General features: G+C 56.7%; 20 protein-coding genes. 13 read left to right on the top strand and 7 right to left on the bottom strand.

Annotated elements, in window-relative coordinates:
* Window positions 1-29 precede the first annotated feature (29 nt).
* The gene (locus tag ACQE3D_RS16665; protein ID WP_313729674.1) at window positions 30-1907 is read right to left on the bottom strand and encodes a proton-conducting transporter membrane subunit; all 1878 of its coding nucleotides are present in this window, start codon (window positions 1905-1907) and stop codon (window positions 30-32) included.
* A complete protein-coding gene (locus ACQE3D_RS16660; protein WP_313729675.1) occupies window positions 1904-4510 on the bottom strand; it encodes a YbcC family protein in 2607 nt (868 codons plus the stop codon). Before ACQE3D_RS16660 ends, ACQE3D_RS16665 begins: the two co-directional genes overlap by 4 nt.
* 616 nt (window positions 4511-5126) lie before the next feature.
* Between ACQE3D_RS16660 and ACQE3D_RS16655 the strand changes: the two genes are divergently transcribed.
* The 8 genes from ACQE3D_RS16655 (at window position 5127) to ACQE3D_RS16620 (ending at window position 15227) form a co-directional block, all read left to right on the top strand.
* Complete coding sequence (locus tag ACQE3D_RS16655) at window positions 5127-6773, top strand: SulP family inorganic anion transporter (RefSeq protein ID WP_071160941.1); 1647 nt, start codon at window positions 5127-5129, stop codon at window positions 6771-6773.
* A 156-nt stretch (window positions 6774-6929) separates the two neighbouring features.
* On the top strand, window positions 6930-7649 hold the full coding sequence (locus ACQE3D_RS16650; RefSeq protein ID WP_313729676.1) for a DUF2490 domain-containing protein: 720 nt from the start codon (window positions 6930-6932) through the stop codon (window positions 7647-7649).
* Window positions 7650-7902: 253 nt separating this feature from the next.
* A complete protein-coding gene (locus tag ACQE3D_RS16645) occupies window positions 7903-9270 on the top strand; it encodes a hypothetical protein (RefSeq protein WP_071160939.1) in 1368 nt (455 codons plus the stop codon).
* A gap of 114 nt (window positions 9271-9384) precedes the next feature.
* Window positions 9385-10107 (top strand): hypothetical protein, encoded by a 723-nt coding sequence (locus ACQE3D_RS16640; protein ID WP_313729677.1) that lies wholly within the window; start codon window positions 9385-9387, stop codon window positions 10105-10107.
* 3 nt (window positions 10108-10110) lie between these two features.
* On the top strand, window positions 10111-11409 hold the full coding sequence (locus ACQE3D_RS16635) for a cobyrinate a,c-diamide synthase (protein ID WP_313729678.1): 1299 nt from the start codon (window positions 10111-10113) through the stop codon (window positions 11407-11409).
* Between the two features lie 83 nt (window positions 11410-11492).
* Window positions 11493-12545, top strand: a complete 1053-nt coding sequence (gene recA, locus ACQE3D_RS16630) for a recombinase RecA (RefSeq protein ID WP_064030604.1) — start codon at window positions 11493-11495, stop codon at window positions 12543-12545.
* A 190-nt stretch (window positions 12546-12735) separates the two neighbouring features.
* Window positions 12736-13218, top strand: coding sequence for a GIY-YIG nuclease family protein (locus tag ACQE3D_RS16625; RefSeq protein WP_313729679.1), 483 nt, complete (start codon window positions 12736-12738; stop codon window positions 13216-13218).
* Window positions 13219-14057: 839 nt separating this feature from the next.
* Window positions 14058-15227, top strand: coding sequence for an SUMF1/EgtB/PvdO family nonheme iron enzyme (locus ACQE3D_RS16620; protein WP_313729680.1), 1170 nt, complete (start codon window positions 14058-14060; stop codon window positions 15225-15227).
* A 73-nt stretch (window positions 15228-15300) separates the two neighbouring features.
* On the opposite strand, the gene ACQE3D_RS16615 is transcribed toward ACQE3D_RS16620, so the two are convergent.
* Window positions 15301-15789, bottom strand: a complete 489-nt coding sequence (locus tag ACQE3D_RS16615) for a hypothetical protein (RefSeq protein ID WP_313729681.1) — start codon at window positions 15787-15789, stop codon at window positions 15301-15303.
* 135 nt (window positions 15790-15924) lie between these two features.
* On the opposite strand from ACQE3D_RS16615, the gene ACQE3D_RS16610 reads away from it, so the two are divergent.
* From ACQE3D_RS16610 to ACQE3D_RS16590, 5 genes are all read left to right on the top strand, one after another.
* On the top strand, window positions 15925-16413 hold the full coding sequence (locus tag ACQE3D_RS16610; protein ID WP_313729682.1) for a regulatory protein RecX: 489 nt from the start codon (window positions 15925-15927) through the stop codon (window positions 16411-16413).
* Window positions 16414-16598: 185 nt separating this feature from the next.
* Window positions 16599-16817: an addiction module protein gene (locus ACQE3D_RS16605; RefSeq protein ID WP_064025789.1), complete on the top strand. Its 219-nt coding sequence runs from the start codon at window positions 16599-16601 to the stop codon at window positions 16815-16817.
* Window positions 16814-17134 (top strand): hypothetical protein, encoded by a 321-nt coding sequence (locus tag ACQE3D_RS16600; protein WP_064025791.1) that lies wholly within the window; start codon window positions 16814-16816, stop codon window positions 17132-17134. The genes ACQE3D_RS16605 and ACQE3D_RS16600 overlap by 4 nt, the downstream gene beginning before the upstream one ends.
* A gap of 149 nt (window positions 17135-17283) precedes the next feature.
* Window positions 17284-19893, top strand: a complete 2610-nt coding sequence (gene alaS, locus ACQE3D_RS16595) for an alanine--tRNA ligase (protein WP_313729683.1) — start codon at window positions 17284-17286, stop codon at window positions 19891-19893.
* 67 nt (window positions 19894-19960) lie between these two features.
* Entirely contained in the window at window positions 19961-21181 is a 1221-nt protein-coding gene (locus ACQE3D_RS16590; RefSeq protein WP_064025793.1) for an aspartate kinase, read from the top strand.
* 90 nt (window positions 21182-21271) lie between these two features.
* On the opposite strand, the gene tgt is transcribed toward ACQE3D_RS16590, so the two are convergent.
* From tgt to ACQE3D_RS16570, 4 genes are all read right to left on the bottom strand, one after another.
* The gene (tgt, locus tag ACQE3D_RS16585) at window positions 21272-22381 is read right to left on the bottom strand and encodes a tRNA guanosine(34) transglycosylase Tgt (RefSeq protein ID WP_064025795.1); all 1110 of its coding nucleotides are present in this window, start codon (window positions 22379-22381) and stop codon (window positions 21272-21274) included.
* 114 nt (window positions 22382-22495) lie between these two features.
* Entirely contained in the window at window positions 22496-23008 is a 513-nt protein-coding gene (locus ACQE3D_RS16580; protein ID WP_064025797.1) for a hypothetical protein, read from the bottom strand.
* A gap of 202 nt (window positions 23009-23210) precedes the next feature.
* On the bottom strand, window positions 23211-24839 hold the full coding sequence (locus tag ACQE3D_RS16575; RefSeq protein ID WP_313729684.1) for a diguanylate cyclase domain-containing protein: 1629 nt from the start codon (window positions 24837-24839) through the stop codon (window positions 23211-23213).
* A 38-nt stretch (window positions 24840-24877) separates the two neighbouring features.
* Entirely contained in the window at window positions 24878-26134 is a 1257-nt protein-coding gene (locus ACQE3D_RS16570; RefSeq protein WP_313729685.1) for a hypothetical protein, read from the bottom strand.

Below are 26134 nucleotides of genomic sequence, written 5' to 3'. Positions count from 1 at the left end.
TTTCCCATGGCTTCGGCCACACTGTCGGATCAAGTTTCCAACGGTCTAACCTCGGCGGGCCGGCCCATGCATAATCTGACGAAAACGCGGGCGGCGGCGATGCCGTTGACGACGAAGGCGATCGTGATCGGTAACGCGAACCAGGGATGTTGATTGGTGGCGTGCGCGAGTAACAGGTCTTCGCCCAAAAAGGCCGGCGTGATTGGAAAACCGACCAAGCCCAAAAAGCTCAAAAACAGCAGCAAGGACCAGCCGGGTTGGGTTTCGGCCAACGCCCGATACCGGAACGGCATCGCCGCGAAATCTTCGTCGCGCAGCAGGCGTTTCAGGACGAAAATGCCGAGCAGCCAGGACGGTACAATGCCGCTGGCAAACAGCAGGACATCGGGGGCGGCCTCCGGCGTCATCATCCACACCGCCGCGCCGGCCAGTAGGCAGCTTAGCGCAATTGCGTGCCAAACCCGCAGCGGATTGCGGTTTTGACTGAATGCGCCCAGTGTCGCCAATACCATGGCCAGTGAGACCGGCATGGACAAATACGCCGGATCGACGGATTGTTGCAGTTTCGACACCGGAATCAGCGCCAGTACCGAAAATAGCACCAAGTATTTAATCGCCGGCCGCACGGCGTTCGCTCGACTGCCGATGGCCTTCAACGGGTCCCACAAACTCATTCTCACCAGCCGCTCCAGATTGCCTTCCTGCAACGCGAACACGTACAAGGTGTTTTGCAGCACACCCGGCAGGGTGTCGCGAATCGAGTAGGGCAAACGGTCGCGCATCGCGCTGGGTTTGATGACGAAGTCGGTATCCACCGATCCCTCGACCCTTAACAGGTGAGCGACGATGGACGGCGAGACCAGCAATTGGTAGCAGCGCAAGAAGGCGTTACCGAGAAAATGCATCAAAACCAGAGGTTCCAAACCGAATGCCAGTTCGACGAACATGAAGCCAACCTGGGTAATCGATGCATAGGCGATCTGACCCTTGATGTTGGATTGGGTTTTCTCCGACAAGCTGGCGACGACGATGGTCAGCAAGCCGATCGCCAACACGACCAGACGACTCAAATAATGGTAGCTCCAGATCGGCATCGTCCGCAGTAGCAAAAACACGCCCAAATGGATGGACAAGGCACCGTAAAATATCGCGCTGGATGGGGTCGGACCTTCCATCGCCCGCGGCAACCAAAAACAAAACGGAAACTGCGCCGATTTGCCGGAAGCGGCGATCACAATCAACCACGACAAAAACAGCAACGAGGCATAGCCGGCCGGCGGCATGGCCGCGTGATCGAACAAGTTGGCCAGCTCGCTGAAGTGTTGGCTCTCGTGAAACAGCAAATGGCTCATCCAGGCGCCCAGCAACAGACCGACGTCGCAAAACCGGTAGATGGTGTAGGCGCGCAACGCATTACGGACCGGTTGCGGCCGATGTCGATAAAAGGCGATCAGCAGAAACGAACAAACGCCGACAATTTCCCAGCCGGCGAACAACATATCGATCGAGCCCGACAAAATCACCAGATTTAAACCGAAGCTAAAGCCGAAGATGGTCAGGAAAAAGCGCTTATAGCCGGATTCGCGGTGCAGGTAGACCCGGCAATAGCGGACGATGATCGCGAATATCGCCCAGGCGCAGAACAGATAGGTCGCACCGACCACGTCCAAATAGAACAGTATCGGGAAGTGGTAGTCGCCGCGAGCGTACAGATCGAACCAAATGAATTCGTGGTTCGGGAAGCCGTAAGCGGACCATGTCGCCAACAGGGTCAAAACGCACGAGCCCATCAGACGCGCGGTCCAAAGGCTGATTCTGGCGATGCGGTGTTCGTTCGGCGCCGATGCCAGAATCAGCAAAAAGCCGAGCATCGGTAAAAACAGGCTGGCGAGTATCAAGCCATTCATGCGGGTCTCCCAAGCAATTGATGGACCGGTATCGTTTCGGTTTTACCGACGATAATCCGTTCGGAATGCGGCGCGGCGGGCGGCTGTAACGACGCCGGTAGGCGTACGGCTTCCCAGCCCCGCGCCGAGTAATAAAACAGTTCGTGGCTGAGCGGATCTTGGCAGGCAAAGCGTATCCACTCGTTGTCCAGCCATTCCTTCAGATCGCCGATTAAGGCCAGGGCTTGATCGACGATGTCCCGGCGCTGCTCGATCACCATCAGCAGTCGGGCCGGTTCGTGAACTTCGATCATTTGCTGCGGCAGTCCGGTACGCAAGTCGCCCTCGACGCCATTGGCGACGCCCAGCAGGCCGATCACGTTGTGCGGTAGTTTGGTGCCGGCGCCATAGACCGAATTGTCGACGCGGGAAAATAGGTATTCGAGGTTGATGCCGCCGCACACCGGAATGATGGCGCCAAGGATTTTGGCCAGGATTTCCCCTTGCGGGTCACTGTCCGGCACGTAGGAATGCAAAAATGAACGGCGATCCAAAAATAATTGGCGGCTCAGTTCTCGGCGGCCGACCACGCAGTAAAGATTGTTGGAATGGTTGTATTCCGGACGCGGCTCGAAAATCGACGAGGCGCGCGCTACCACGTGGCGGTGGGCCTCCTTATTGGAATGCGATTGCGGTCCCAATTCGAACCAACGGCAGCGTTCGCGGGCGTTTCTGAGCAAGGCATGTTGCATCGCATGCTTGAACGTATGCAGTTTGCTTAGATCGCGGTGCCGGTAGGCGTTCGGATCGAAGTAGCTGATTTCGTCCCGGCTGGTGTTGTGCAGTGCGGCGACGAAATAGGTGTCGTCCGGAATCGAGATGCCCCGTTCGCGCAGAATGTCGCGTACCGACGAATGGTTGGCCATCCAGGCAAAGGCGCGGGCATTCGGCGCGCCCGGCTTGCCGGAGCAGGCGCCGCAATCGTAGGCGGCGAAGTGCGGGTTGTTGACGCTGCTGGAGCCGTGAGCCACGATGACTACCAATGGCGCGAACCCCTGGGTCAGGCCAATGTTACGCAGTAAACCGCCGACTCGGTCGGCCATCTCCGCAAACGAGAAACCCAGCAAATAACCTTCCTCGGTCGGCTCGTCGTTTTCTCGCAATAGGTGCAGATGCGAGTGGGCTTCGACTTCGCTGAGTTGTTGGACCTTGGGAACGCCGGCGCCGGGACGAAACACGTTCCAGGCCAAACGAATCGCGTATCCCAAGCCGATGGTTTGGGTAAATAGCCAGCCCCGAAACATCGAATGCGCCGAGAAATGCATGCCGGCCAGATTTTTGGTTTTGGTTTTGGTTTTTTTCCGGTGTTGATGGGGGGCTTCCTCGCGTATCAAATGCTTGGGGGTGATGACGGCCGGGCATTGGGCGACCGGGTAAACGTCGTCCAAACCCTGATATAAGAAGTCGATGCCGAAAAAACCGGCGGCGCCGAAAGTTTCGATGCTTGGATCGATTTCTTCCAGATGCCGACGCAGCGAGCATTCTCGGTCGTCGATGCAAAACAGGGCCTGGGCGGTCGGGCTGACTTTGGTCGTATTTGGAGTTGCTCGCGTTACCGGCTGGTTGACCAATGCGGCCAGCAACTCGCTGTGCATGGACCATTCCATCGCTTCGTGCCAGACCCGTAAACGCAACGGGATCGCCAAATCGGCAAGCTGGTGTTCGAAGCGCGGTAAGGTGTCCAACTGGGGTAGCTTGGCGATGTTGCTAAACTGCTTGCCGCGTTTTTTGGTCAGAAATGCCAGCTCGCAGGCCATTTCGAAAGCGATCAACTGCTTCAACGAAATCGTCCGTTTAGCCAGCAAGGCTTGCGGATTGAGCTCGATCAACCTGACCATGCCGGCCCAACCGGGGTGAGAGAGCAGCAACTCCAACAGATATTGTTCGTACCAGGACTCCGCGCCGACCATGCGTTCGAGGCAATGAGCGGTGACGCCGTCAGGCCCTTGATTTAACAATTCGCGCACTTCGGCGATATGAAAAGGATAGAGCGGCAGCAAACTGTTTTGCGTCAAGCGCAGCACGCAATCCCAGAAGCTTTCGCCGTCCTTGGCCAAGGTCCAGCGGCTGATACCTTGGTCGAGAAAATTGCCCAGCAGGCGGAATACCACCGGATGGGCCAACGCGTTCAAATCGACTTCCAGAGCCGTCATCCAATGCGCGCGTATGCCGTGGTTAGCGAGCGAAATCGGCGGATAGTGACTGTGCTTGTCGTCTTCGAACAGGCGTTCGCGTAGCGCGGCGCGTTCGGCCTCCGGGCAATCGCAGTGCGCCAAGGCCCAGTCGATCGCATCGTCGCGAATACGGCCTTGCCGGTAGCGGCTTTGATAATCGGCTAACGGCAAATAGCTGCGGGCGCCAAAGATGCGAGCGGCAATCGCCACGCCTTCATGGAAGGGCTTGTCCTGCACCGCGTGCAGCGTATTGTGGTGGATAAAATCTTTTAGCGGGCCTTGTGTAGGCAGCCAATGGGCTATGTGTTCGATCGCCGCATCCAGATCGAAGCCTCCGGTACTGCCGAGAAGCTGATCGTTTAGCGGTGTAGTGGGTTTGGAAACCGTCATGGGTACATCAACCTCGTATCAAAAGAAAAGAGCCGGCAAACCTGAGTTCCGTGGGTTGCCCGATGCGCGGGTGGGCGACCACGAGTAAGCGGTCCGGTTTACCTCGGGGCATGCCGGACTTTAATTTAGTAATGCACAAGTCATGCCTGTTCGTAAATCATTGAATCGTAATATCTAATTCTAGAATATCGATAGGCTTCGGTGCAAATCGCCGGGGTAGCTGGTTGATTTCAACCGGACGCCGGCCTCAGTTCGGCGGCTTGAATAGACCGCTAGCCAGGCAGCGTTTGTTCGGTTTGGTGCGGCGCGCGCACCGTCTTGTCCCGAATGATAGGGAGCGTTTTCGTAACGCCGTGCAGCGAGCTCTGTTGGCGTGGATTTGAGGGGCGTGGACCGGGCGATTCGCCGGCAATCAGCAAGAGTTTGCACCGCGAGTGGTGCAAATCGCGCGCGTGGTGGATTTCAACCAAGGTGCGTGGTTTTAATAAACCAGCCTGGTCGAATGCCAAGCGATTGGACGCGAACCAAAGCCGTGCAAACCTAGTATTTGCGGGAGGTTGAGGTGCTTGGCATATTTCTGGCTTAACAAAGGTTTTCCATTAAGCTGAGATTTACCATGTCGCAAGCATCCACTGTAGCTTTACCTAAAACAGGTATACCGGGGTTGGTCGAAAACTGGCGTAGCGATTTGCTGTCCGGTTTTTTGGTGTTTTTGATTGCGCTGCCGCTATGTTTAGGGATAGCGATGGCGTCCGGGTTTCCGCCGATGGCCGGCATTATTTCCGCGATTATCGGCGGCGTGGTGGTCTCGCGGATCAACGGCTCCTATATGACGATCAATGGCCCGGCCGCCGGTTTGATTGTCGTCATCGTCGACGCAGTGCAATCGCTCGGACAAGGCGATGCGATGGCCGGATACCGCTACACCTTGGCGGCCATTGTCGTTGCCAGCGTGTTGCAGGTGTTGCTCGGTGTATTCAAGGCCGGCAAGCTGAGTGCGTTTTTTCCGTCCTCGGTGGTGCATGGCATGCTGGCCGCGATCGGTATCATCATCATGGCCAAGCAGATTCATACCTTGTTGGGGGTTAAGCCCGAAGCCAAGACCTTATTGGGGACCATAGCGGAAATCCCGCATTCGATCGTCGAAATGAACCCGGAAGTTTCGTTGATTGGTTTGTGCGGATTAGCTTTATTAATCCTGTGGTCTGTCATCAAACAGCCGACTTTGAAAATGATTCCGGCGCCGCTGTTGGTGGTGATGTTGGGTTTGGCCCTGGGCCAGTTTTTCGATTTGGATCATATCCATCAATACCTGTTCTTGCCCGATGCGGAAATTTTGCCGCACCACGAATTTACCGTGGGTCCGGCCTTTTTGGTGGCGGTACCGGAAAACTTCATGTCCGGGTTTTATTTTCCGGATTTTTCGAAAATCGCCGACCACGAATTTTGGATTTCGGTCGTCACGATCTGGCTGGTTGGTAGTTTGGAGAGTTTGTTGAGCGCCTCGGCGGTCGATAAACTCGATCCTTACAAACGCAACTCCAATTTGAACCGCGATTTGGCGGCGGTTGGGGTCGGCAATTTGGTGTCGGGTATGATAGGCGGCTTGCCGATGATCGCCGAAATTGTCCGTAGCTCCGCCAACATTAACAACGGCGCTAAAACCGGCTGGGCCAACTTTTTCCACGGCTTGTTCTTGCTGATTTTCGTCGCCTTGTTTCCGCGCTTGATACACGAAATTCCGTTGACCTCGTTGGCGGCCTTATTGGTATTTACCGGATTTCGTTTAGCCTCTCCGAAGGAATTCGCCAAAACCCTGACCGTGGGCTTGGACAACTTCGCGGTCTTCGTGATCACGATTATCGGCGTGATTGCCACCGACTTGTTGGTCGGCGTGGCAATCGGCATCGTTGTCGAGTTATTGATCCACGTCAGCCGCGGCTTGAAACCCGGCAATATCTTCTCGATGGCTTACCACGTCAATCAAACCAACGCCGATACCTACCATATCGCGGTCAGCGGCGCGGCGGTGTTTTCGAACTTCATCAGCCTGAAGAGTTTGCTTGCGGATTTTCCGGAAAAACAAAACGTGTTCTTTGATTTGACGGACGTCGATTTGATCGATCATACCGTGATGGAGTTCATCCATCACTACACCGAGGAATACAATCATGCGGGCGGCCGTTGCCAGATCCTCGGATTGGACGATCACCATTCCTACTCGGATCACCACTTGGCCGCGCGCCGAAAATTGAGTGTCTGAGCGGTCTTAACCGGTGGCCGGTCGGCGTGCGGGCCGGCCGCCGACACCACCTCGAATAATCACCTTTTCCGCCTAAGGCGCAGTCATGCAGCCCAGGCCGGAGGCATGCCCGCGAGACGGGTATTGAAACTTTAGTTTTGTCGTCGGAGGACCGAAATGACATCGAATCGATTGATATTGGCAACGCTTACGTTAACCGCGTTTTTCGTCGCCGGACCGGGTATCTCCAGCGCGCAAGCCGGCGAGTTGGCCGAGGATACCGGGGCCTGGTTGCAAATGGTTGGCGAAGGCAGTCTGAAAGCCGTCAACCCGGATTTGGAAAAGGCCAGAGTTTGGGTGGAAGGTCAGACGCGTTTCGACGGTAACTGGGAGCACTGGTACCAAGGCATGGTGCGCGGCGCGCTGGGCTACTCGTTGAGCGATCGCGCCACGATTTGGCTGGGCTACACCTGGCTGCCGACCCAAAACCAAAACAAGCCGTACATCGCCCAACAGGATTTCTGGCCGGCATTCCGTTACGTGCTGCCGACCGACATCGGTACTTTTACCTTCAGGACCATGTGGGAAAGCAACTTCCTGCGCGGCAACCAAGTCCGCGAACGCCCCCGGCAAATGATCAAATTCGTGCATCCGTTCGAGTTCGAGCCGCGTTTTAGTCTGGTGGCTTGGGACGAAGCGTTTTATCGGGTCAACACCACCGATTGGGGCGGCAAATCCGGTTTCGATCAGAACCGGGTATTCGCCGGGTTTGGCTGGAATTTCAACAGTCATGTCCGTACCGAAATCGGCTATATGAATCAATATCTGGAAGATGCCAAGCACGTGAATATGACGATGCATCATTTAGGGATGGCTTCCGTATTTATTAATTTTTAATGGTTTTAATGTCGTTTATTAAAAGATAAACGGGGTTGCCTGTTTATACCAGCTTTAGTTCCGTCACTGTTTCAGCGAATTGTCGATAATAATTTTATAAAATTGGAAAGGCGTTGATTTTTGTCGGCGCTTGGGGTTTTATTTGCTTTTCGTATTTATAACTTGCTGTTTTTTAACGTAAATTAACGTATTTTTAATATTGGATTAATCTTGGCTTGGCTATAATTTAAACTCTATTTTAATGGAGTTACTTATGGAAAAACATATTATAACGAGACGATTGATTCGGCGTTTCTTTTGGTTGTTTTGTTCGGTTTTGTACTGGGGTTTCGTCGGTCAGGCGCAAGCCCTGCCGAGTTTTGCCAGGCAAACTGGCATGGCCTGCGCGATGTGTCATACGCAAGCTTTCGGTCCGAATTTGACGCCTTACGGCCGGCAATTCAAATTAAATGGTTACGTGTGGGGTAACAACGATTCGGCCATCAGCCGTTTCGGCGGCATGGCCGTCGGTTCGCTGACCAATACCAAGCGCAACGATAGCGATATACCCGCCGACCCGGTATTGGCGCGGCGCGACTTTAACAGCAACAACAACCTGGCGTTAGATCAGGCCTCGTTGTTTTACGGCGGAAAGGTTTACGGCAACATGGGCGCTTTCGTGCAGTTTACCTACGATGGCGTGGCCAGTCGTTTCGCGTTGGACAACACCGATATTCGGATTGCCGACGAAGCGGATTGGCTGGGGCGCAATTTTGTCTACGGCGTGTCGTTCAATAACAGTCCGACCGTTCAGGATTTGTGGAACACCACGCCGGCTTGGGGATTCCCGTATTCCGGATCGCCGTTGGCGCGTACGCCCGGCGCCGAACCGGCGTTGGCCGCGCTGGGCGGCCAGATCGGCGGGGCCACCTTGTACAGCATGATCGACGATACGGTTTTCCTCGAAGCCGGTGCCTATACCAGTTTTGCCAAGTACGCCCAAAAAGGTATGGGGCAGTGGGACGACGGCGCGGTCAAAGTGGATGGCGGAGCGCCGTATTGGCGGATCGGTTTGCAAAAAGATTGGCAAGGCCACTATATATCGTTGGGGCATTTCGGCTTCAGGGCCAACGTTCAGCCCGACCCCACGTTGACTGTCAGCGACCGCTACACCGATTTGGGCGTGGATTTTAATTACCAATACTTGGCCAACCCCAAGCATATCTATGAATTCAAAGCCAGCTACATCCGCGAATCTCAAGATCTACTGGCCAGCGCGGCCGCGGCATCCGCGGCACAGCGCAACCAGCAATTAGGCTTTTTGGGCTTGAACGGCGCTTACACCTTCGAGCAAACCTACGGCTTGACGGTTGGATACAACCATATCCACGGTAATCAGGACGCGGTGTTGTACGAAGCATCGCCGAACAGGCGGCCGAATTCGGACTACTTTACCTTCGAGTTGAATTACATCCCGTTCGGTAAAACGGCGGGTGTTGCCGAGTCCTACTTGAATCTGCGTTTCGCGGCCCAATATGTGGCTTACACGCGTTTCGACGGCGGCGACAAGAATTACGACGGCTCGGGACGTAACGCCAGCGACAACAACACCTTGTATTTCAATACCTGGTTAAGTTTTTAAAGTCGTCCTTAAAGACCTCGATAAACCTCGTGGCTCCCGCTTGACCGGCACTTTGCGTGCCGGTCTTTTTTTGCCAAGTTAAACTATCCATCCAATCAATCTCCGAGGGATCGCATGGGCAAGCAATACACCCGTTTCAAGGATATTTCCGTCAGCGAACGTATCCTCAACACCGTGTTTTTATTGACGATAGGCCTGGGTTATTTGATGGCCTTGGTCAACATGTATTACACCCACCAGGGCCGCGACGGCAAGCGCGGCTTGTCGATCGACGACATCGTCATCATGTACCACGGTTCCAACAGCCAAACCCGCCTGGGCGCGGCGATCAACGGCATCATGGAACCTAACCTGAAATACAAGAGCGACAAGGAAGTTATTCAAAAATGGTTACAGGACGGCGCGGAAAAGGACGGCTACGACGAAAAAATCGCGCCGATTCTGAACCGCGATTGCGTACATTGCCACAATCCGGCCGCCAATCCGTCGCTGCCGGATTTGACTACCTTTACGGGCGTCGCCGAAGTCGCCCACACCGGCGGCGCGTCGATTCCCGCCTTGGTCAGGGTATCGCACATCCATTTGTTCGGCATCGCCTTCATCCTGTTTTTCATCGGCAAAATCTTTTTATTGTGCGACATGAATATTTACGTCAAACGGATCGCGGTGGTGATTCCGTTCGTCGCGATGCTGCTGGACGTAGGCTCCTGGTTCGTCACCAAACATGTCCGCGAGTTCGCCTACGTCGTCGTGCTGAGCGGCGCGCTGATGGGCTTGTCGATGGGCGTGCAAATCCTGCTCAGCGTGTATCAGATGTGGTTTTATCGTCGGGATTGAACGTTGACTCATGCAAATAGCCAGCCGGCGCGATCCTGTCCGGCCATCCTAATCAGCGCGCCGGCGTCCGGCCAGGGTAAAACCACGGTGACGGCCGCGCTGGCCTATTACCATAGGCGGCTTGGTCGCGAGGTGCGGGTATTCAAAACCGGGCCGGACTTCATCGATCCGCAGATTTTGGCCTTTGCATCCGGACACCCAGCCTATCAGCTCGATCTGTGGATGATGGGCGAGGCCCACTGCCGCGAGTTGCTGTATCGCGCGGCCGGCGAAGCCGATTTGATCCTGATCGAAGGGGTGATGGGTTTGTACGACGGCGACAGCAGCAGCGCCGATCTGGCCCAAACGCTTGCTGTGCCGGTCGCGGCGGTGATCGATGCTCACGGCATGGCGCAAACCTTTGCGGCGGTCGCTTACGGCTTGGCCCACTACCGGCCGGGCTTGGCCTTCGCCGGCGTCATCGCCAACAAGGTCGGCAGCGCCGGCCACGCCAATCTGCTGGCCGAAGCCCTTCCGGACGACATGCCGTTGTTGGCGGCTATGCGCGGCGACGCTTCGGTCGGTTTGCCAGAGCGTCACTTGGGCTTGCACCAAGCCGGCGAAATTGCCGACCTCGATCAGCGCTTGGCCCGCGCCGCCGACCTGCTCAGCGATTGCCGCTTGCCCGATCCGGTGGGGTTCGCCGAGGTCACGAGCGAGCCGCCGCCGCGCCTGTTGGCCGGCCGGACCATTGCGGTCGCCAGGGATGCCGCGTTCTCGTTTCTCTATCCAGCCAACCTGGACTGCCTGCAAGCCTTGGGCGCAACCTTGACCTTCTTCTCGCCGTTGGCAGACAGCGACTTGCCGGCGGCCGACGCCGTTTACCTGCCCGGCGGTTATCCCGAATTGCACTTGGCCGAACTAGCCGGCAACCAGGCAATGAAACAGGCCTTGCGCCAGCATCACCAAGCCGGCAAGCCGATCTACGCCGAATGCGGCGGCTTTTTGTATTTGCTGGACAGCCTGGCCGACCGCGACGGACAGGCCGCCGAGATGGTCGGCCTGTTGCCCGGCCAGGCCCGGATGCAGACCCAACTCGCTAATCTGGGCATGCACAGTCTGGAACTGGAGCACGGCGAAATACGCGGCCACAGCTTTCATTTCTCGACCTTGCAAACCTCGCTGGCGCCGCACACCCAATCCACTACCCGCCGCCATCACGGTCAAGCCGAAGCGTTTTACCGGGTCGGCCGCTTGCAAGCCTCCTATCTACATCTGTATTTTCCGTTCAATCCATGCCAGGCGGCCGCGTTGTTCGCCTGAGCCGGCCGCGAGAAAAGCTGTTTCAAGGCCCTGGCCTATGGGATAATCGCCGGCTTTCAGTAGCCAAACCAAGGCAGGCAACAATGGACGAGAACAAGAAAAAGGCGCTGGGCGCGGCGCTGATCCAAATCGAAAAACAATTCGGCAAGGGCTCGGTGATGCGGATGGGCGACGTCGCCGCGACCCGCGACATCGAAGTCGTCTCGACCGGCTCGCTGTCGGTCGATATCGCGCTGGGCTGCGGCGGTTTGCCGCGCGGCCGGATCATCGAAATCTACGGTCCGGAATCGTCCGGTAAAACCACGTTGACCTTGCAAACCATCGCGCAAGTGCAAAAACTGGGCGGTACCGCCGCCTTCGTCGATGCCGAACATGCGCTGGACCCGGTTTATGCCCAGAAAATCGGCGTCAACATCGACGATCTGCTGGTCTCTCAGCCTGACACCGGCGAGCAGGCCTTGGAAATCACCGACATGCTGGTCCGTTCCGGCGCGGTCGACATCGTGGTCATCGACTCGGTGGCGGCGTTAACCCCGAAAGCCGAAATCGAAGGCGACATGGGCGACTCGCATATGGGCCTGCAAGCGCGCTTGATGTCGCAAGCCTTGCGCAAACTCACCGCCAACATCAAACGCTCCAACACGCTGGTGATCTTCATCAACCAGCTGCGGATGAAAATCGGCGTGATGTTCGGCAACCCGGAAACCACTACCGGCGGCAACGCGCTGAAATTCTACGCTTCGGTGCGGATGGACATTCGCCGCATCGGCGCCATCAAGAAAGGCGACGAAGTGATCGGCAACGAAACCCGCGTCAAGATCGTCAAAAACAAAGTCGCGCCGCCGTTCAAGCAAGCCGACTTCGAAATTCTGTACGGCGAAGGCGTGTCCTTCTTCGGCGAATTGGTGGATTTGGGCGTCGAATTCGGCTTCGTCCAAAAATCCGGCTCTTGGTACAGCTACAACAACGACAAAATCGGCCAAGGCAAGGACAACGCCAAGCAATTCCTGCGCGAACACCCGGAGGCCGCCGCCGAATTGGAAAAAGCCATCCGCGAAAAAGCCTTCGTCAGCCGGGTGACCAACGCCCCAGCGCCGGCCGACGACGAAGACGCCGAGTTCAACGACGCCGACTAACTCCGTCGGCTGAGCGGAGCCGAAGCCGAGCGGAATCGAAGCCGAGCGGAGTCGGGTTGGCTGTCTGCGGCGATCGCTTCGGCTCCGCTCAGCGAACGCGACTCTGCACGGCGAACGGCGCTTCCGGCTTAACGCAGTTCGCCGCTCAACTCGGCGAACCTAGCCGAATCTTTTTTGGGGGGGCGACTCAATGCCTTACCTGTATATTTTGCAATGCTCGGACGGCAGCTATTACACCGGCAGTACCTGGGATTTGGAGCGCCGCTTGTGGGAACACCAAAACGGCTTGGGCGCCAAGCACACCGCAAAGCGATTGCCGGTCCAATTGGTTTATTGCGAGATGTGCGAGCGGATTGAAGACGCTTATATCCGGGAAAAACAGATTCAAGGCTGGAGCCGCAACAAGAAGCAGGCGCTGATGGCGGGCGACAGTAACTTATTGCACCGATTGGCCGAGTGCCGGAATGCGAGCCATAGCCAAAACGCTGGCTTCGACTCCGCTCAGCCAACGGTCCCTGACTCCGCTCAGCCAACGACTCCCGAGCAACCTGAAAAGCCCGGCGCCGCTCAGCCAACGAGTTCCGGGCAACCTGAAACATCCCACTTCGCTCAGCCGACGGGTTCCGAAGAACCTGAAATACAGGGTGCCGTCTCGCCAAACGGTTCCAAGTGACGTAAAACGCCGGGTTCCGTTAAATCAAGAAATTCTAAGCAATCTGAAATTTTCGGCTCCGTTGAGCCAATAAGGCTAGAGCGACCTGAAATATCGAGGTCTGTTAAGCTGATGAGCTCCAAACGATCTGCAATATTGGACTTCGTTTAACCAATGGGGCTCAAACGACCGGCAATATTGGGCAGCGTTCAGCCAAATGAGGTCCGAGCGACCTGAAAGATTGAGTTCCGTTGAGCCGATGAGCTCCAAACGATCTGCAAGTTTGCTTTCCACTCAGCCGGCGAGGTCTGAGCGACCTGAAAAGCTGGATTCCGCACTGCTAACGGGCGGAGAACGTTGCGGAGTGTCGGAAGACCGAAACTGAATCGGTGAGTAGTCGGAGAAGCGCGGATAGCAGCCGGCGGCGAAAATGCGACGTGCTCGATTGGCTAGCGGAAGCGTGCCGACTTGAGCGCCCTTGCGTAACGCGGTACAGATTGATTATGGTTGACCCTGGTTGATTCTAGTTTGTCCTGGTTGGTTTTGGTTGGTTTTGGTTGGTTTTGGTTGGTTTTGGTTGGTTTTGGTTGGGGGCGTTCCCCGGTTAGAGCGCCGTTCCCTGAGCGGAGTCGAAGGGAACAGGCCACCCCCACGACAGCACCAATGCCGCAAGCCAGGCGAACTTCCATCCCACACCCAACGCATCGCCCGGTCTTGCGGTCGCTCCGGTTTTCCGAGATATTAGCCACGCGCGGGCTTGGCAGACTGGACGAAAATCCGCGCCGATTTTTACTACTTTACTAATGCGACTTCACCTGTGATTTGGATGTTTCGGGTTGGTATTCGCAATACTTTAGGATTTGACAGAAAATTTAATCAGAAACATTAAGGACGACGTGGCCGACATTTTTTTAAGCTATCAGAAGAACGATTTGGCAAGAATCAAGCCGTTGGCGGCCGCATTGAGCGCGCGCGGCTGGTCGGTGTTTTATGACCGCACCACACCTCCGGGCAAAACCTGGCGGCAGAAGATAGAAACCGAATTGAGTATCTGCTCTTGCATGGTGGTGGCATGGTCTAAGTCTTCGATCGATTCGCACTGGGTGCTGGAGGAGGCCGACGAGGGGCGCGAGCGGGGAATATTGGTGCCGTGCTTGCTGGACGACGTGAAGCCACCTTTTGGTTTTCGCAGCATTCAAGCCGCCAACTTGCTCGATTGGCACGGCGATAACGAGTCAGCCGGGCTGAAGCTGTTATGCGAGGTCATTCAGGATTTGCTGCCGACGGTGGCGCTCGAACCCCTGCCATCGGTTCTCCCTGGGACGGCACATAGCCCCGATTGGGTCATCGAACCCGAAATGATCGCAATCCCCGCCGGCTCGTTTGCTATGGGCGGCGATCAATACGACAACGAAAAACCGATTCACACCGTCACCTTCGCCAAACCTTTCAAGCTGGGTAAATACCCGGTGACCTTCGCCGAATACGACGTTTTTGTCGAACAAACCGCGCGTGTCAAGCCCGAAGACGAAGGCTGGGGTCGTGGGCGGCGACCGGCGATCAATGTTACTTGGCAAGACGCCGTCGATTATGCCGTCTGGCTGCGCGAAACGACCGGCAAAGCCTACCGGCTGCCCAGCGAAGCGGAATGGGAATATGCCTGCCGCGCCGGGGCCCAAAGCGAGTTTTTCTGGGGCGACGACGCGGGCCTGGCTAAACACTATGCCTGGTTCGACCAAAATGCCGCAGGCACAACCCAGGAGGTTGGGCTAAAGCTCGCCAATCTATTCGGTCTGTACGATATGGCCGGCAATGTCTGGGAATGGCTGCAAGATGGTTGGTACGAAGACTATCAAGGCGCGCCGAACGACGGCTCGGCCCGGATAGGGGGCTACGGCGGCCGGCGAGTGATCCGGAGCGGTTCCTGTGGCAATAGCTCGGCCGCTCTCCGCTCGGCTCACCGCCTCTGGAGCAGTCCGGAATACCGTTTCAATTTCCTCGGCTTCCGTCTTGCCCAGGACTTACCCTAAGCCCTTGGTGCTTTTACCCTTTTCGGCTTTGGTTTTCTGCTTGTCGAGCGGCCGGCAGGCCGCTCGCGATTTTTTAGCGGTCGGCCGGGTTGTCGAAGGCCGCCGCCGTCAGGTCTTCCACTTGGGCAATCGCCGCCAGCGCTTTCGCGTAAATCAGCAAATCCAGTTGCAGCGCTTTTAATTCGTCGCGGAACTCCCGGCAATGCTGGGGTTGTTCGAAGGCGCCGGCCAAGGCCAGTTTGTGCCATTTCGCGGTAAACGGCCGGACGACCTGGTTTAAGACCACGATCGCCACCTTGCTGAATTGTTCGCAGTTGCGGCCCTGGCGGCGCAGAATCTCGCGGGTGATGCCGAACAGGCTATGCACGCTGTTCAGCGCCGCTTGCTCGTCGCCGTCGCGGTCCGGCAAGGGCTGGGTGACGATGCGGGTCAGCAGTTCCACGTACAGTTCCCAGGCCGCGTCCCGGTCGGCGGTTTGCGCCTGCCATTCCGATTCGAAAAAGCCGGCCGTCAGCTTGATCTTGGTCAAGCCCCATTGTTCGAACCAATCTTTCAGCTTCATCAGCCGCCTCCCGGAGTTTGCTAGCGCGATTATAGCCGCTGCCCGGTCGCCGCGCCCGCGCGCATCGGGCCGGTATGCCGGTTTAAGGGGGCGGCTATCTGTGTGATAATGTCCGCATTTTGCGGCCCGCGCCGAATGACGGACGAATCGATAGCCAACCCGCTGGAACGCCGCCAACGCATCGAAGCCATCTGCGTGCGCTTGCTGGCGCGCCGCGAGCACAGCCGCCGCGAGTTGCTGGACAAACTGGCCATGCGCGGCTTCGCGCGCGACGAGGTGGCGGCGGTGATCGACGATTTGAGCCGTCAAAACTGGCAAAACGACGCGCGCTACGCCGAATGCTACATCCGCGAGCGGATCGCCAAGGGCTACGGACCGCTGCGGATTGCTTACGAATTGCAGCAGCGCGGCATCGCCGACGCCGATCTGGATGCGCAAGCCGAGGAACAAGGCGGTTGGCTGAATCTGGCCTTGGATGTTTATGCGGGCAAATACGGCGATGAAACCTCGCTGCCGCCCAACGAATGGGCCAAACGCAGCCGGTTCTTGCAACAGCGCGGCTTTAGCGGCGAGACGATTAAGCGGGTGTTTGTGGTGTTGAAGATTAAAATGCGGAGTTCTTGACTCCGAATAGTGAAGCGATACCTTTCGCACTTCAAATTTCTGCGCATCCGCTCCCTCGCCATCCGGGAGAGGGACGGGGTGAGGGCATCAAAAAACCGAAATTTGAAGAGCGATGGTAATAGCTCGGATAACGGAAGTTGGTAACTAAGTACGACCGTATGTTGTTGCATTAAAGGATAGAGAATATGAAAGTGACGCTACCATTAAATGAAATGTCGGTCGCCGAGAAAATTGCCGCGATGGAAGCTTTATGGAATGACTTATCCATTCAGGCCGCTGAATATTCATCTCCTGATTGGCATGGTGAAATATTGATGGAGAGAACGCGTTTGGCGAAAGCCGGCTTGGTGGGGTTTACCGATTGGGACGAGGCAAAAAAGGAAATTCAAGATAGGATTCGATGAAAATTCGCATCTTTGACAATGCCAAGTTTGATTTGTTGGACGGTTTCGAGTTTTACGAACGACAGCAAAAGGGTGTCGGTCAGTACTTTTTAGACTCGCTGTCTGCTGATATCGACTCTTTGGCGCTATATGCCGGCGTGCATCCCAAAAAGTTTGGCGATTTTTATTGGCTGTTGGCCAAGCGCTTCCCCTATGCAATTTACTATACCTTCGATAGCGAGTTTGTTTCGGTTTTTGCGGTATTGGATTGTCGCCGCAATCCGACCAATATTCAAACCCGATTGGACAATGAGCGACATGGGCGGCAGAGTCAATGATCGCGTAGCCGTTGAATTTGTAACGTTGAATCATATTAGCGAGCCTTAGATTAGTCCTAGGGTAAACCTCGAAAGGCTAAATGCGAGAATCAAACTCGACCAACGAACGAATATTTTTGAAGAATATAAACATTAACGACCTAACCACCATGAAAAACATGACCAGCGCTGAAATCCGCGCCGCCTTTTTGGAATTCTTTCGCCAATGCGGCCATGCCGTGCGTCCATCCAGCAGCTTGGTGCCGGGCAACGATCCGACCTTGCTGTTCACCAATGCCGGCATGGTTCAGTTTAAGGACGTGTTTCTGGGGAGGGAGAAAGTCGACTTTAGCCGCGCCGCGACCAGCCAGCGTTGCGTGCGGGCCGGCGGCAAGCATAACGATCTGGAGAACGTCGGCTATACCGCCCGCCACCATACCTTCTTCGAGATGCTGGGCAATTTCAGCTTCGGCGATTATTTCAAGCGCGATGCGATCCATTTTGCCTGGGACTTTTTGACCCAGGAAATGGGCATACCGCCGACTAAGTTGTGGGTGACGGTGTTCGACGAGGACTCGGAAGCCGAAGCGATCTGGCTGGAAGAGGTCAAAATCGATCCGACCCGCTTCTCGCGCATCGGCGCCAAGGACAATTTCTGGTCGATGGGCGATGTCGGCCCGTGCGGCCCGTGCACCGAGATTTTCTACGACCACGGCGAGCACGTGGCCGGCGGCCCGCCGGGCAGTCCGGACGAAGACGGCGACCGCTACATCGAAATTTGGAACCTGGTGTTCATGCAATACGAGCGCGACAAGGACGGCAACCTGACGCCGCTGCCGGCGCCGTCGGTCGATACCGGCATGGGTTTGGAGAGGATCGCGGCGGTGATGCAGGGCGTGCATAGCAATTACGAGATCGACATTTTCCAAAATCTGGTCAAAACCGCCGCCGCATTGGCCGGTACGACCGATCTTACCAACAGCTCGTTGCGGGTGATCGCCGACCACATTCGCTCGTGCGCATTTTTGGTGGCCGACGGCGTGTTGCCGTCCAACGAAGGTCGGGGTTACGTGTTGCGCCGCATCGTCCGTCGGGCGATCCGCCACGGTTATCGCCTGGGCATCCAGGACACCTTCTTCTACAAACTGGTCGCTCCGCTGGCCGACGAAATGGGCGCAGCCTATCCGGAATTGGTCAAGGCGCAAGATCAGGTCGAGCGGGTGTTGAAGAAGGAAGAAGAGCGCTTCGCCGAAACACTGGGCCAGGGCATGCGCATCCTGGAAAACTGCGTCGCCAAGCTGGATGGTCATGTGATTCCCGGCGACGTGGTGTTCTTGCTGTACGACACTTACGGTTTCCCGGTGGATTTGACCGCCGATTTTGCCCGTGAGCACAACTTGAGCGTGGACCATGCCGGTTTCGAAATCGAAATGAGCGCCCAGCGCGACCGGGCTCGGGCCGGCGGCCAGTTCGCGGCCGATTACGACCAGGACATTCGCCACGACAGCGTCACCGAATTTACCGGCTACTCGCATCTGGACGGTTCTGTGCAAGTCATCGGCTTGTTCAAAAAAGGCCAGCCGGTCGAAAGCCTGGAAGCCGGTGACGAAGGCGTCGTGATACTGGACCAAACCCCGTTCTATGCCGAGTCCGGCGGTCAGGTCGGCGACAGCGGTGTGATCGAATGCACCGGCGGCACCTTCGAAGTCAGCGACACCCAAAAGCAGGGCGGCCAGTTGTTCCTGCATAAGGGCAAAGTGGTCAAAGGTGTGATTGCCGAAGGCATGGCTTGCGAAGTCAGTGTCAACGCCGACATCCGAAAATCCACGGAACGTAACCACTCCGCGACTCACTTGCTGCACGCGGCCTTGCGCGCGGTGTTGGGAGAACACGTCGCCCAGAAAGGTTCGCAGGTCAATGCCGAACGGCTGCGTTTCGACTTCTCGCATTTCGAGCCGATGAGCGCCGCACAAATCGCCAGCGTCGAGCGCATCGTCAACGAACAAATCCGCGGCAACAACGCCGTCTGCGCGCAAATCATGGCGAAAGACGAGGCGGTCAAGGCTGGCGCGATGGCATTGTTCGGCGAAAAATACGGAGACGAAGTGCGGGTGTTGACGATGGGCGATTTCTCGACCGAGCTGTGCGGCGGTACTCACGTGCAACGTACCGGCGACATCGGTCTGTTCAAAATCGTTGGAGAAACCGGCGTTGCCGCTGGCGTCCGCCGTCTGGAAGCAGTGACCGGCCAAGGCGCGTTGGAATGGATCGCCCATCGCGAGCAAGCCTTGCTCAGCATCGCCGGCCTGCTGAAAGCCGCGCCGGATAAAGCCGCAGACAAAGTCCATCAGTTGCTGGAAAAAACTCGCGGCCTGGAAAAAGAGCTGGAAAAACTCAAATCCAAACTGGCCAGCTCGGCCGGCGACGAGATGACCAGCCAGGCCGTCGACGTCAATGGTGTCAAGGTTTTGGCCGTCAAACTCGACGACGTCGATCCGAAAGCTTTGCGCGATTTGGCCGATCAGTTGAAAAACAAGCTGGGCAGCGCCGCGCTGGTATTGGCTGCCGTCAGCGGCGATAAAGTCAGCCTGATCGCGAGTGTTTCCAAGGATGCGATGGACAAGGTCAAGGCCGGCGATTTGGTCAATTTCGTCGCGACCCAAGTCGGCGGCAAAGGCGGCGGCCGGCCGGATATGGCCCAAGCTGGGGGTAACGATCCATCTAATTTGGGCGCGGCGTTGGCGGCGGTGCCGGATTGGGTCAAAACCAAACTCGGATAAATCAAGCGGCGGACTTTAGGGTTCGCCAAGAAATTCGATTTCAAAAAGCCAATAAGGTTAAGAAAACATGGCATTGTACGTCTATAAGTTTGGCGGCACTTCCGTTGGTACGGTGGAACGTATCAAGGCGGTGGCCGAGAAAGTTAAAGCAGCCCACGACAAGGGCGATCAGATTGTCGTCGTGGTTTCGGCGATGAGCGGCGAAACCAACCGTTTGGTCGCGCTCGCCAAGGAAGTGCAGGTGCAACCGACCGACCGCGAGTTGGATGTGTTGCTGTCCACCGGCGAGCAAGTAACGATCGCGTTGTTGGCGATGGCTTTGCACCACCTGGGCGTCGAGGCGAAGTCCTATACCGGTCCGCAGGTGCGGATTCTGACCGACAGCGCTCACACCAAAGCGCGGATTCGCGAGATCGACGAAGCCAATATCCGCGCCGATCTGGACGCCGGCCGGGTGGTTGTCGTCGCCGGATTCCAGGGCGTGGACGAGGACGGCAATATCACCACGCTGGGCCGCGGCGGCTCGGATACCACCGGCGTGGCATTGGCGGCGGCATTGAAAGCCGACGAATGCCATATCTATACCGACGTTGATGGCGTGTACACCACCGATCCGCGCGTGGTGCCGAAGGCCCGCCGGCTGGACCGGATCACGTTCGAGGAAATGCTGGAAATGGCTAGCCTGGGTTCGAAAGTCCTGCAAATCCGTTCGGTCGAATTCGCCGGTAAATACAACGTCAAACTGCGTGTGTTGTCTTCGTTCATGGAAGGCAACGGCACGCTTATCACCTACGAGGAATCAGAAATGGAAAAAGCGTTAATCTCAGGTATTGCCTTCAATCGCGACGAGGCGAAACTGACGTTGACCGGTGTACCCGATCTGCCGGGCGTGGCGTCGAAAATCCTGGGACCGATCGCCGCCGAAAACATCGAAGTGGACATGATCGTGCAAAATATTTCCGCGCACGGCACCACCGACTTTACCTTTACCGTCAACCGTAACGATTTTGCCCGCGCTCAAAAAGTCCTGGAGGGCTTGCGTGTCGAACTGGGCGGCAATACCGCCGTCATCGGCGATAACACGATTGTTAAAGTCTCCATTGTCGGCGTCGGCATGCGCTCGCACGCCGGTATCGCCAGCACCATGTTCAAGGTGCTGGCGGACGAAGGCATCAATATTCAGATGATTTCGACCTCGGAGATCAAGATTTCGGTGGTGGTCGACGAGAAATATCTGGAACTGGCGGTGCGTGCACTGCACACCGCGTTCGGGCTGGATCAAGAATAAGATAAGGTTGGTCCGGGCCGTTTCGGTCCGTGCTCTGACAGAGCAAACACCGAGAGTAGGGGCGGCAAACGCCGCCCCTACACACCGCAATCAATGCGGCATGGTTACGCCGCGCAACTCGTAAAACGCCCTGACGAATTCGTCGAAGCGGCCTGCTTCTATTGCATCACGGATGCCCTGCATCAATTCCAGGTAGTAATGTAGATTGTGGATGGTGTTCAGGCGCGCGCCGAGCATTTCCTTGCATTTGTCCAGATGCTTTAGGTACGAGCGCGAGTAATTGCGGCAGGTGTAGCAGTTGCAATTCTCGTCCAGCGGCCGGGTGTCGAACTGGTATTGCTGATTGCGGATTTTAATGACGCCGTAGCGGGTAAACAGATGGCCGTTGCGGGCGTTGCGGGTCGGCATCACGCAGTCGAACATGTCCACGCCGCGCCGCACCGCTTCCACCAAATCTTCCGGTGTGCCGACGCCCATCAAGTAGCGCGGCGTATCTTGCGGCATATTCGGCATGATCGCGTCCAGCGTCGCCAGCATTTCGTGCTTGGGTTCGCCGACCGATAGGCCGCCGATCGCGTAACCGTCGAAGCCGATGTTGGTCAACCCGTTGATCGATTCGCGGCGCAGTTCGGGAAACATACCGCCTTGCACGATGCCGAACAAGGCCGAATCGTTGCCTTCGTGGGCGCGCTTGCTGCGTTCCGCCCAGCGCAGGGACAGACGCATCGAATCGGCGGCTTGCTGGTAGGTGGCCGGGTAGGGCGTGCACTCGTCGAAAATCATCACGATGTCCGACCCCAGGTCCCGTTGCACCTGCATCGACTCCTCCGGTCCCATGAAAATCTTGCTGCCGTTAACCGGCGATTTAAACGTCACGCCTTGCTCGCTGATCTTGCGTAGCGCGCCCAGGCTGAACACCTGAAAACCGCCGGAATCGGTCAGAATCGGCTTTTGCCAGCGCATGAAGTCGTGCAGATCGCCGTGCGCCTTCATCACCTCCATGCCGGGTCTCAGTAACAGGTGAAAAGTGTTGCCGAGGATGATTTGCGCGCCTAGCGCTTCCAAATCCTCGGGGGTCAGCGCTTTCACGGTGCCGTAGGTGCCGACCGGCATGAAGATCGGCGTTTCGACCACGCCGCGCGCGAAGGTCAATTGGCCGCGGCGGGCTTGGCCGTCGTGGGTTTTGAGTTTGAATTCCATGAACCGCAAATCAGATGAAAAAGGCCGGCATTATCCTGTCTTTGCCAGGCTAACGCCAAGCGAATAAATGACGGCGTTTGTGTGGCGCCAAACCGAGGTCTAGTACTCGGAATCCTAGATGTCCATCAGCAACATCGGGATGCCGTACGTCATCACGAAATAGCTGAACGCGAAGGCCACACTGGTGCCGGTGGGGTAGGTAAAAAAGCGCCGGAAGATGTAGCTGACGATGGCGATATACCAAATGACCAAAAATACCGCGAGGCCGATGCCGACTTCCTCGCGGTAGGGGTAATGTTTCATCACCAACCAAAAGTCCAGGCCTTCGGCCGCCACCGCTAGAGTCATGATGAAGTTTTCGCAGACGAAAATCGAGGTGTACAACTGGCTGAAGCGCGGCCATTGCTTTTCCTTCAGTAGCAGCAGGGCCACGCTGCTAAACGCCATGATGGTGCGGCCGGTCACTTCCAGGGTGCCGTCGGCCGGATCGGCGATCAAGCCTTCGACGATGCAGCCGGAGATAAAGTAAAAGGTCACGTTCTTCCACATGAACGACTTAGGCGGCGTCAGTTCGGTCGGGTCGTTCAGAAACCAGCAGGATGAGAGGTATTTTAGTAATAAATTCATGGGCGTCGGTCGCGTAACGAATTTCGGCTGGGACAAGTCGAAAAAGCCCGACATTATAGCGGCTACCGTCGGTAAACACGAAAACCGCTCGCCGATTCGGTTGGCGGTGATTTCGGGTACATCCGCCGACCCGTCAAAGGCTATGGCGGGTTTTGGTCCAAAGACGGCCAACCCACGACCCCTTTTAACCGCTCTCGGGCGCTTATTCGGCAGTGTCTTCTCGAGCGATGATTACCGGCGACAAGCCGCAGTCGCCGTACAGGCAGTAGCCGTTACGGCCCAGGCGTTTGACTTCGTACAGCGCGATATCGGCTTTGTGCAACAGGCTGACCAAATCGGTGCCGTCCCTGGGGTATTCGACGACGCCGATACTGGCACCCACGTAATCTCGAGCGGTCGCTTCGATTTCGATGTCGGCGCTGATGCTTTCGATCAAGCGCAACAGAAACTGGTGCAAGGCGGGTTCGCTGCGCGACCGGCGCAAGCAAATCAAAAATTCGTCGCCGCCCAAACGGGTCAGTAGGTCCGCGCCGCGCACCAAATTCTTCATGCGCTTGGCGACTTCGATCAACACCCGGTCGCCGGCCATATGTCCCCAGCGGTCGTTGATTTGCTTGAAGCGGTCCAGGTCCAGCAACAGCAAGGACAGCGTGTCGTTTTCCCTGGCCGCGTAATTCAGGTTTAGGCGGGCTTCCAGGCCGCGCCGATTCAACAGTTGCGTCAAGATGTCGTGATGCGATTGAAATACCGCTTCGTCTTCCTGCTGTTTGCGTTGGCTGATGTCGATAAACAGGCATTCGGCGACCAGTTTGTGTTCCGGATGCGGATAGCAAGACACCAGCAAATGCATCCACTCTCGGACTTCGTCGTTCTGGCGTTGCAAGCGTAAATCCATGGCCTGCGGAATTTGGGTCAATGCGGCTTGCACCAGCAAGGCTCGAAATTCGTCGGGTTCCGAAAACAATTGAACTTCCCAGTTGGGTAACAGCGAGAACACGCTGTCCACCGCATGCCGCCAATCTTCGAATAGAAGACTGACCGCCGGATTGGCGATCAGACATTGGCCGTCCGGGTTCAGCAGCAGGATGCCGGTGGAGGCTTGGGTAAAAATCGCTTCGTACTGCTTTTCCAGGGCTTCGACGTGTTGCCGGAGCCGGCGTTCTTTCCGCATCGAAACCGATACGGCGCTTAACAAGGCGTTGATGTCTTGGGTTAGCCCGGCGAGCTCGTCCTGGCGGTCGCCGCTCAGGCTCAAGCATTGTTGGTCGCCGGGCTTGATGGCGGCCAGTTGCGCCGACAATTTCAGTAAAGGCGTGGTGACCAGCCGGCTAATTGCCACCCAAAACAGCAGCGTGGGGAAAAAGACGATTCCGCCCAGCGCCAGTGCCATGTTTCTGGCGGTGGCGGCGGCACGCTGATGAATCGCCGGCGGATGCAGGGCGACTTGCAACTGACCTAGCGTTTCGTTGTTATCGAACGGCGATTTTAATGCCCGTGCGATTATCGGTTGGTTTGGGGCGTCCGGGGCCTTGGCCAGCTTGACATCCAGACCAGTGTCGTTGGCTAAGCGCACCGAGGCCACGAAGCTGCCGCGCAGAACGCCGCGCACCACGTCGTCGGCGATGCGCGCATCGCTGGCATACAACGCGATCGCGGCCGAATATTCCATGGCGTCCAGCAATTCGCCGGTTTGTTGTCTGGCGTCCTGTTCGGCGCCTTCAAAAGTCAGGATATAAGCCCCCAACACAATCGCGGCGCTGAGAACCAACATGCCAAGGAATACACGAATCGACAGACGGGTTTTCAGGCTGTGGACGACGTGACCTTTCATGGCGAAGGCTTGAAAAGTGGGGCGAAGGCGCTTCGCCGTTAAAACACGAAGTCCAGTGTCGCCGAAAACAGATTGGAAAATTCGGCGGGGGCCGGCAGTCCGGCCGCCTGAGTATGCCATAGGCCAATGCCGTTATGATTGCGGACGTGAACCAGATCGTACTGTAATTTCAAAGCCAGATTGTTGTAAAAGTCCCAACGTCCGCCTAGCGATAAGGTTTCCTGGTTGGAATAGGCTTCTAAGAACGGGGTTTCGGCAGCGGCTTGCAGACGGGGATCGGGCAGAGGACTGGGCACTTGCGGTCGTTTCTCGGACGGCCACAGACTGCTGTAGCCGATGAACGGCGTGACCGAACCCAGCCGATAACCGACGGTGGCGTAAATCATGTAAAGGTCGGTAACAAAGCCGTTGCCGTGAAACAGATGACCAAATTCCAGTTGGGCCCGCCACGGATCGCCTTCGTAACCCAAGCCGGCGGACAGAAAGTGATTCTGGGTGCCGCGCAGGATATAGCGGCTGCTTAAATTGTTGGCGTCCGGATAAAAACCGGCCGCGCCCAGTTGATCGATCGCATGCCGCAATTCGGTTAGTCCGGGATGGTCGCTATGCAATTCGGTACCCACGTAGGACATTTGAGCGTGCCAGTCCTGCCAGCGCAAATTCACGTTGCCGCCCCACAGCGGAGCGATATTGATGTTGTAATCCGGCCGGGCGGGGTAATACGGCGAGGCTTCGCCGGCAAAGGCCTTGATGCTGATATTCAGATTTTCGACGTCGAAGCTGTAGCTGGCATCGCCGCCGTTGAAATGAAACAAGGGCAAACGACCGTAAAATTCGATCGGCGGCCTTACCCATAGGTAGCTGTAGCCGATGTTGCGTTGGTCGGATACCAATCCCATATCCAGGCCGACCCGGCCGACCCGCAACTGCCAATGGCTGTCCGGGCGGTAACTGATGAAGGCCCACTGCAGGCTTTCCTCGATACTTTGCGAGGGTCTGTCCTTCAACACCGCCTGCACGGTAGCCGACCAGCGCGGGTTGATAATGGCGTCGATCTGCAGACCCAGACGGCTATCGGCCGATAGCGGCGAACTGTTGCTGCTGATGCCTTCGCGATCGGCGATGTCGCGCGTCAATTCGGCTTGGGATTGATCGCTGGTCGCCAGACCCAATGTGCCGAAGCCGCTGATGCGCAGTCGGGATTCGTCGCTAAGGTCGATATTCCATTCCGCTCGAATACCCGCCGCGAACAGTAGTCCGACCGCCGCGACTCGGGGTAGCGTGTTGGTTTTCAT

It is taken from the genome of Methylomonas sp. MS20 (assembly GCF_050275925.1).
Classification (GTDB): Bacteria; Pseudomonadota; Gammaproteobacteria; order Methylococcales; family Methylomonadaceae; genus Methylomonas; species Methylomonas koyamae_A.
This window is presented reverse-complemented; position numbering and strand designations above follow the sequence as displayed.

Coding starts and splice junctions, on each gene's coding strand:
- ACQE3D_RS16665 (WP_313729674.1), bottom strand. CDS start 1,907: ATGAATGGCTTGATACTCGCCAGCCTGTTTTTACCGATGCTCGGCTTT.
- ACQE3D_RS16660 (WP_313729675.1), bottom strand. CDS start 4,510: ATGACGGTTTCCAAACCCACTACACCGCTAAACGATCAGCTTCTCGGC.
- ACQE3D_RS16655 (WP_071160941.1), top strand. CDS start 5,127: ATGTCGCAAGCATCCACTGTAGCTTTACCTAAAACAGGTATACCGGGG.
- ACQE3D_RS16650 (WP_313729676.1), top strand. CDS start 6,930: ATGACATCGAATCGATTGATATTGGCAACGCTTACGTTAACCGCGTTT.
- ACQE3D_RS16645 (WP_071160939.1), top strand. CDS start 7,903: ATGGAAAAACATATTATAACGAGACGATTGATTCGGCGTTTCTTTTGG.
- ACQE3D_RS16640 (WP_313729677.1), top strand. CDS start 9,385: ATGGGCAAGCAATACACCCGTTTCAAGGATATTTCCGTCAGCGAACGT.
- recA (WP_064030604.1), top strand. CDS start 11,493: ATGGACGAGAACAAGAAAAAGGCGCTGGGCGCGGCGCTGATCCAAATC.
- ACQE3D_RS16625 (WP_313729679.1), top strand. CDS start 12,736: ATGCCTTACCTGTATATTTTGCAATGCTCGGACGGCAGCTATTACACC.
- ACQE3D_RS16615 (WP_313729681.1), bottom strand. CDS start 15,789: ATGAAGCTGAAAGATTGGTTCGAACAATGGGGCTTGACCAAGATCAAG.
- ACQE3D_RS16610 (WP_313729682.1), top strand. CDS start 15,925: ATGACGGACGAATCGATAGCCAACCCGCTGGAACGCCGCCAACGCATC.
- ACQE3D_RS16605 (WP_064025789.1), top strand. CDS start 16,599: ATGAAAGTGACGCTACCATTAAATGAAATGTCGGTCGCCGAGAAAATT.
- ACQE3D_RS16600 (WP_064025791.1), top strand. CDS start 16,814: ATGAAAATTCGCATCTTTGACAATGCCAAGTTTGATTTGTTGGACGGT.
- alaS (WP_313729683.1), top strand. CDS start 17,284: ATGAAAAACATGACCAGCGCTGAAATCCGCGCCGCCTTTTTGGAATTC.
- ACQE3D_RS16590 (WP_064025793.1), top strand. CDS start 19,961: ATGGCATTGTACGTCTATAAGTTTGGCGGCACTTCCGTTGGTACGGTG.
- tgt (WP_064025795.1), bottom strand. CDS start 22,381: ATGGAATTCAAACTCAAAACCCACGACGGCCAAGCCCGCCGCGGCCAA.
- ACQE3D_RS16580 (WP_064025797.1), bottom strand. CDS start 23,008: ATGAATTTATTACTAAAATACCTCTCATCCTGCTGGTTTCTGAACGAC.
- ACQE3D_RS16575 (WP_313729684.1), bottom strand. CDS start 24,839: ATGAAAGGTCACGTCGTCCACAGCCTGAAAACCCGTCTGTCGATTCGT.
- ACQE3D_RS16570 (WP_313729685.1), bottom strand. CDS start 26,134: ATGAAAACCAACACGCTACCCCGAGTCGCGGCGGTCGGACTACTGTTC.